The organism is Actinomadura logoneensis (assembly GCF_003428695.1).
Classification (GTDB): domain Bacteria; phylum Actinomycetota; class Actinomycetes; order Streptosporangiales; family Streptosporangiaceae; genus Spirillospora; species Spirillospora logoneensis.
Window position 1 is genome coordinate 1 of record NZ_QURH01000053.1, and the last position, 7274, is coordinate 7274.

Annotated in this window: 3 protein-coding genes; 1 reads left to right on the forward strand and 2 read right to left on the reverse strand. The window is 75.1% G+C overall.

Going from position 1 to position 7274, the window contains the following annotated elements:
• Positions 1-45: 45 nt before the first annotated feature.
• On the reverse strand, positions 46-5679 hold the full coding sequence (locus tag DZF91_RS02930; RefSeq protein ID WP_117355967.1) for an ATP-binding protein: 5634 nt from the start codon (positions 5677-5679) through the stop codon (positions 46-48).
• Positions 5680-5916: 237 nt separating this feature from the next.
• Positions 5917-6552: a TetR/AcrR family transcriptional regulator gene (locus DZF91_RS02935; RefSeq protein WP_117355968.1), complete on the reverse strand. Its 636-nt coding sequence runs from the start codon at positions 6550-6552 to the stop codon at positions 5917-5919.
• Positions 6553-6682: 130 nt separating this feature from the next.
• Here DZF91_RS02935 and DZF91_RS02940 point away from each other — a divergent pair.
• The coding region (locus DZF91_RS02940; protein WP_235834038.1) for an alcohol dehydrogenase catalytic domain-containing protein at positions 6683-7274 on the forward strand (592 nt) is incomplete at its 3' end.

Here is a 7274-nt window from a genome sequence, read left to right on the forward strand (position 1 = left end):
GGGCCCGGGCCGTCCGGCCGGGGACGGCCCGGACCCGCGCGGCGGTCAGCGCCGCAGGCCGCGCTCGATCGCCTCGATGACGCGCGGACGCAGCTCGGCGGCGCCGACGATCGCGTCCACCGAACCGACCTCGACGGCCCGCTGGATGCTGTGCACCCGGTCGAACTCCGCGGCGACCTCGCCCAGCTTCTCGGCGCGGACGGCGGCGCGGACCTCGGCCAGCCGCGCCCGCAGCTCCACCGCCTCGGCCCCCATCGCCGTCGACGCCTCCGCCTGCAGCGCCGTCACCCGCGGGTCGTTGGCCGTCCGCGCGTCGACGTCGCGGGAGAACACCACCGCCGCCGCCGGAGCGCCGCCCAGCACCGACGCGAACGACCCTTCCAGCGCCACGCCCAGCACCGACGCGAACGACCCTTCCAGCGCCAGCACCGTCATGTTCGGGTTCAGCGCCTTGGAGAACACCACGAACGCGCCGCCGTGGTACCGGGAGATCACGCAGAACACGATCGGGCCGTCGAAGTTCACGATCGCGCGGCCGATCTCCGCGCCGTACTCCAGCTGGAGCTTGCGCATCGACTCGGGCGACCCGTCGAACCCCGACAGGTTCGCCAGCACCACCAGCGGCCGGTTCCCGGACGCGGCGTTGATCGCCCGCGCGGTCTTCTTCGACGACTGCGGGAACAGCGTCCCGGCCGTGTAGGCGTCCGGGCCGTCGGTGGGCGGGAAACCGCGCCGGGGCACCGCCCGCGACTCGATCCCGACCAGGCAGACGGGCCGCCCGCCGATGTGGACGTCCTGGACCACCGAGGTCTCGGCGTCGGCCATCCCCGCCCAGCGCTCCAGCACCGGGTGGTCCTGGTCCGACAGCGCCCGCATCACCGTGCGGATGTCGAACGGCTTCTTGCGGTCCGGGTTGTGCTCGGCGGAGAAGATGTCGCCGACCCGGGTGAAGTCGCTGCCCTCGACCACGTGCGGGAAGTCCCGGATGTCGCGGTCGGCCGGGTCGGACGTCCCGGCCGGCCGGGGACCGGACTCGCCCGGCACGACGTAGGTGTGGTCGTAGTGCGCCATCAGCACGTCCCGCGCGGACGGCAGGTCCGGCGCCCAGTACTGCGCCTGCCCGTTCGGGCCCATCACCCGGTCGTAGCCGCCGATGCCGAGGTTGTCCTCGGCCGACACGCCGCCGGAGAAGTCCAGCGACTGCTTGCCGGTCAGCACCATCGCCGAGTCCGGCGTCATGACCAGCACGCCCTTGGTGTGCATCAGCATCGTCGCCTCGGCGTTCCAGTACGGCTGCGCGCCGACGTTGATGCCCGCGACCACGACGTTGATCTCGCCGCCGTCCTGGGTGAACTCGACGATCCGCTTGAGCGCCGCCGCCACCCAGTCCATGTTCTCGGTGCCGGACCCCATGGAGATCCGGGCGCCCGCCGACAGCGCGTACCACTCCAGCGGCACCCGCATCGCGGCCGCCAGGTCCAGCGCGGCGATCACGCGGCGGCACTCCGGCTCCGACAGCGCGCCGAGCGCCTTGGTCGGGTCGCCCAGCAGGACGACCCGGGTGACGCCCTCGGGGTGCCGGGCGGTCGGCGTGGTCACCACGCCCGCCACGATCGCGGCGCTGTTGCGGCCCTTCGGCCGGTCGACCGGGACGAGCCGGTTCGCCTCGTCCAGGTCGTGCTCGACGAAGTCGCCCAGCAGGCCGGTCAGCTCGTAGGGGTACACGGTGTTGCGGGAGCGGGCGCGCAGCACCTTCTGCCGGTAGTCGTCCAGCGGCTCGACCGGCTCCACCGGCGGCTCGCCGATGGTCAGCTCGGCGCCGCCCGCCGCGTCGAACCGGACCCGGACGGCGATCTTGCGCAGCTCGCCGGTCTCCTCGTCGCGCCGGCGGCCGATGAGCAGGATCTCCTCCAGGCCCGCCGCCTCGGCGGTCGGCAGCACCCGTTCGAAGATCTGCTCCAGCTCGGCGCGGGTCAGGTCGCTCGGCGGCCAGACGTAGACCACGATCCGGTTGGTCGCGAACCGCCGGCCGGACGGGAGCTGCGCCTGCGCCCGCCGGATCGAGTCCAGGCAGGTCGCGATCGTGTACTCGGCCATCGGCAGCGCGACGTGCTCGCCGTCCTGGTCGCGCAGCGCGGTCAGGTCCCGGACCTGCGCGAACGCCACGAGCCGTTCGTCGGACGGGTTCTCCCGCGCGACGCACCGGAACAGGTAGACCTCCTCGTCCGAGGACGGCAGCCGGGTGAGGTCGAACGCGCTCAGCCGCTCCAGCTGCATGCGCTGGGCGATGTAGGGGTGCAGGCCGCGGATCAGCCGCTCCTCGGCCATCCCGTCGGCGGACGGCCGGAACGTGAAGTGGTGGTGCATCACCGCGCCGCCGCTGCCCGCGACGGTCGCGGTCAGCCGCCGCACCCGGCGCGGCAGCGGGTGCAGCGTCAGCACCCGCCGCAGCGCCTCGGCCATGGCGTCGAAGTCCTCGGGCTGCTTCTCCCAGGACAGGTAGATGTCGGCGTCGATCGGGTCGGCGTCGGTCGCGTCCGCGTCGGCGTCGGTGGCGTCCGCCCCGCCGCCCGCGCGGGCGAGTTCGGCGAGGCCGTCCAGCGCGCCGCCGAGCCGTTCGAAGCCGACCGCCGCCGACACCACCGACGACCCGGCGCGCCGCGCGACCACGAACGAGCAGCCCGAGGCGGTCGCGGTCCGGACGTCCAGCAGCTCCTTGTTGCCGTAGTAGCGGCGGGTCAGCACCTCGAGCATGACCGAGTTGTCCAGCCCGCCGGCCTCCGCGGCGGTCCCGGGACCACCGGTACCGGGACCACCGGCGCCGGCGCCCGCCCGGGCGCTCCGGATCAGCCGCTGCCCGAGCAGCCGCACCAGCGGCTCGGTGCTGCGCACCATCTCCGCGATGCGCTCGGCGCGGTCCGGCGAGTCGGGCATCGCGTCCAGGTGCCGCAGGTGGCGGCGGACCCCGGCGTACACCCGGGCGCGGTTGCGGCGCAGCAGCGGCTGCCCGAACCAGGCGAACACCACGCCGCGCGCCAGGTCCGACACCGCCGGGAAGCGCACCTGCGTCGCGGAGATCAGCCGCTCCAGCGCCAGCGCGGCGGGCTCGGCCAGGTCGCCGCCGGGCGGCTGCTCCTCCAGCCAGGCGCGCAGCAGCGCGGTGACGGCCGAGGCGTGCCCGGACGCCCGCTGCTGCGCCAGGAAGATCCGGAACACCGCCGCCTCGAGCTCGGGCGAGCGCTCCAGGTCGGTGACGCCGTAGTGGGCGAACGCCCGGCGCAGCCGCTCCTGGAACTCGTCCGGCAGCCCGGCCCGCTCGACGTCCAGGCTCTGCAGGTAGGTGTGGAAGTACTCGCGCGGGCTGTGCACGTGCCCGTCCCGGCCGACGGCCGCGTCCGCGCCGCCGCCGAAGCCCGCCCCGGCCGGGCGGTTGCCGCCCAGCTCCGCCAGGTCGGCGAACGCCGTGAGCAGGTCCAGCTCGGCGGCCAGCGGACGGTCGCCGTTCCGCACGGCCGCCCGCCGGGCCGCGAGGTAGTCCTCCAGCGTCCGGGTCTCGTCGTAGGGGTCGGCGTCGAAGCCGAGCAGCAGGCCGCGCAGGTCGCCCCGGACGCGGACGGCCCGCTCGTGCGGCGGGACCGAGCCGGGTCCGGCGGGCAGGTCCAGGTCGGCCGCGGCGGTGCCCGCCGAGTCCTCCGCCGCGGTGTCGCCGAGCGGTTCCAGGCGCAGCAGCGGCGCGCCCGTCTCGACCTGGCCGCCGACCGAGACCAGGCACTCCTTCAGCCGGGCCCGGAACGGCGCGCGCAGCACCGTCTCCATCTTCATGGACTCCAGCACCAGCACCGGCGCCCCGGCCTCGACCTCCGCGCCGACCTCCAGCGGCGTGGCGACCACCAGCGCGGGCGCGGGGGAGCGGACGACGCCGCCCTCGTCCCGGCTGATCCGGTGCGCGACGCCGTCCACCTCGACCAGGTGGACGGGCCCGTGCGTGCCGGTCAGCAGCCGGTGCCGGACGCCGTTCACCAGGATCTGCCCGGCGTGCCGGTCGAACCGGTCGAGCTCCACGTCGGCGGTGCGGACCTGGTCGCCCGCCTCCAGCCCGACCCGGAACCGCTGCGCGCCGACCCGCGCGACCCGCACGCGGTACCCGACGCCGCGCAGCTTCAGCTCCAGCGGGCGCCCCGACTCGTGCCGCGCCTGGGGCCGTCCGCCGGCGGCGGTCGCCAGCAGCCGCTCGCGCTCGGCGCGCTCCTGCTCCTCGTACGCCTCGATCGCGGCGGCGGCGAGCGCCACGGCCGCGTGCCGGTGCGCGACCAGCCCGCCCTCGGCGCGGACGCGGTCGATCCAGCCGGTGTCGGCGGACGCGTCGACCACCTCGGGCCGGTCCAGCAGGTCCAGCACGAAGCTCTTGTTGGTCGCGCCGCCCTCGATCACCACGGTGGTCTCGGCCATCGCCCGGCGCAGCCGGCCGAGCGCCTGCTCCCGGTCCCGCCCGAACGCGATGATCTTGGCGATCATGGAGTCGAAGTCGGCCGGGATGCGGTCGCCCTCGCCGACCCCGGTGTCCACCCGGACGCCCGGGCCCGCGGGCAGCACCAGCCGCGCGATGCGGCCGGGCGCGGGCGCGAAGTCGCGGTCGGGGTCCTCGGCGTTGAGCCGGGCCTCGACGGCGTGCCCGGACTCGGCCGGGCGCTCGCCCTCCAGCCGCCCGCCGGCCGCGACGTGCAGCTGCAGCCGCACCAGGTCGGTGCCGGTGGTGATCTCGGTGATCGGGTGCTCGACCTGCAGCCGGGTGTTGACCTCCAGGAACGCGAACAGCCGCTCGCCCGGGTGGTACAGGAACTCCACCGTGCAGGCGCCCCGGTAGCCGACCGCGAGGGCCAGCCGCTCCGCCGACGCCTTCAGCTCGGCGACCTGGGCGGGGTCCAGCACCGGCGACGCCGACTCCTCGATGATCTTCTGGTTGCGGCGCTGCACCGAGCAGTCCCGCACGCCGAGCGCCCAGGCGGTGCCCTGGCCGTCCGCGATGACCTGCACCTCGACGTGCCGCGCGCCGGTGACCAGGCGCTCCAGGAACACCACGCCGGAGCCGAACGCGCGCAGCGCCTCCTGGCTCGTCCGCTCGTAGGCGTCGGCCAGCTCGGCGCGCGAGGACACCTTCCGGATGCCGCGTCCGCCGCCGCCCGCCGTCGCCTTCAGCATCAGCGGGTAGCCGATCTCGTCCCCGGCGCGCAGCGCGTCCTCCAGGGTCTCGACCGCGCCCCGGCTCCACGGCGCGACCGGGACGCCGACCTCCTCGGCGATCAGCTTCGCGCCGATCTTGTCGCCGAGCCGCCGCATCGCCTCGGCCGACGGCCCGACGAACGTGACGCCGATCCGGTCGCACAGCTCGGCGAACGCCGGGTCCTCGGCGACGAAGCCCCAGCCGACCCACGCCGCGTCCGCGCCGGTCTCCACCAGCGCGCGCTCCAGCACCGCGAGGTCCAGGTAGGGCCGGTCCGCCGCCGCGCCGAGCGGGTAGGCGACGTCGGCCTCCCGGACGAACGTCGCGCCGCGGTCGGCGTCGGTGTACAGCGCGACGGTCTCGACGCGCGCCCCCGTCTCCGCCACGAGGTCACGGACCGCGTGGATGAGCCGCATCGCGGCCTCTCCCCGGTTGACGATCGCGATACGCCTGAACACCGGCCGAACCTCCAAACACCCGCAAACACGAGGGCGACACCCGGCACCGGGGTGTCGCCACGTCCGCCCTCCAGCCTGTCCGATCCGCGCCCGGCACACCAATGCGCGCGTCCACACGTGCCGGGCCCTCAGCCTTGTGGGAACCCCACAAATCCACCGCCGACGACCGGTGACGCGGCGCTCACCGAGCGCCATCCCCGGGCCCGGCGGAGGCGCCGGGGCGCAGTGCCCGGGCGGCTACCAGGGGGCGGGGGTGTAGATCGCGCCGAGGACGACGTGCAGCAGGGTCTCCACCAGAAGGTCCTCGCCGACGGCGGGCTCCCGGCCGGTGAACAGCGCGATCATGGAGCGCTCGACCATGAGGCTGAGGGCGGTGGCGAGCTCGCGGGCGGGCGGGCCGTCCGGCGCCGCCCCGGCGGCGCGCTCGGCCTCGATGACCGCGGCGTCGCGTTCCACCCAGCCGGTCATCAGCCGGGACCAGAGGGCGGCGATCTCCGGATCGTCCGCGCGGGCCGCGTCGGCCGCGGCGCTGACCGCCCGGTGCGCGCCGAAGGCCGCGAAGAACGCGGTGAGGACGTCCCGCCAGAACGCCGCCCGGTCGGCGATGGGGGAGGGCGGCCGGGGCACGATCGCGCGGTCGGCCTCCTCGGCCACCCGGTCGAGCAGCGAGAGCAGGACGTCCTTCTTGGACGAGAAGTAGAAGTAGAACGTCGGGCGGGAGATGCCCGCGCCCGCGGCGAGGTCCTCGATGGAGATGTCGGCCAGGGGGCGCTCGGCCAGCAGCCGTTCGGCCGTGGTGAGGATCGCCGCCTCGCGCTCGTCGCCCGAGGGGCGGGACGAGCGGCGGCTGCGGGAGGCCCGGGACGTCGCCATGCCTTGATCGTAACAGCGTCGAGTCTCTCGACACGGTGTCGAGATCTACGACACGTCGGGAACATCGACACCGTGTCGAGAGTTGGAGGGAGTAAAGGGACAAAACAGAACTTCCGTCGCGAAACCCCTGGTGCGGCGGGTACAGGAGGCGACCATGCTGGCCGGACGGCTGCACTTCACCGCGGACGGCGGACGCGAACTGCGGATGGACGAGGTACCGACCCCCGAGCCGGGCCCGGACCACGTCCTGGTCAAGGTCGGGGCGGCCGGCGTCTGCCTCTCCGACGTCCACCTCATCGACGGCACGCTCACCCCGTTCCTGCTGAAGGACGACGCCGTCACGCTCGGCCACGAGGTCGCCGGCACCGTCCACGCCCTCGGCCCCGGCGTCACCGGCGCCCGGGTCGGCGACCGGGTGCTGCTCCAGGCGGGCGAGGAGCGCGGCGGCACCACCTTCACGCGGGGCGTCGACTACGACGGCGGATGGGCCGAGTACGCCCTCGCCCGCGTCGACACCCTCGTCCCGATCCCCGACGACCTGCCGTTCGAGCAGGCGTGCTTCGTCCCCGACGCCGTCTCCACGCCCTGGGCCGCGATCACCGCGACCGCCCAGGTCCGCGCCGCCGAGGCGGTCGGCGTCTGGGGCGTCGGCGGCCTCGGCGCGCACGGCGTCCAGCTGCTCCGGATGGCGGGCGCCGCGCCGATCGTCGCCGTCGACCCGC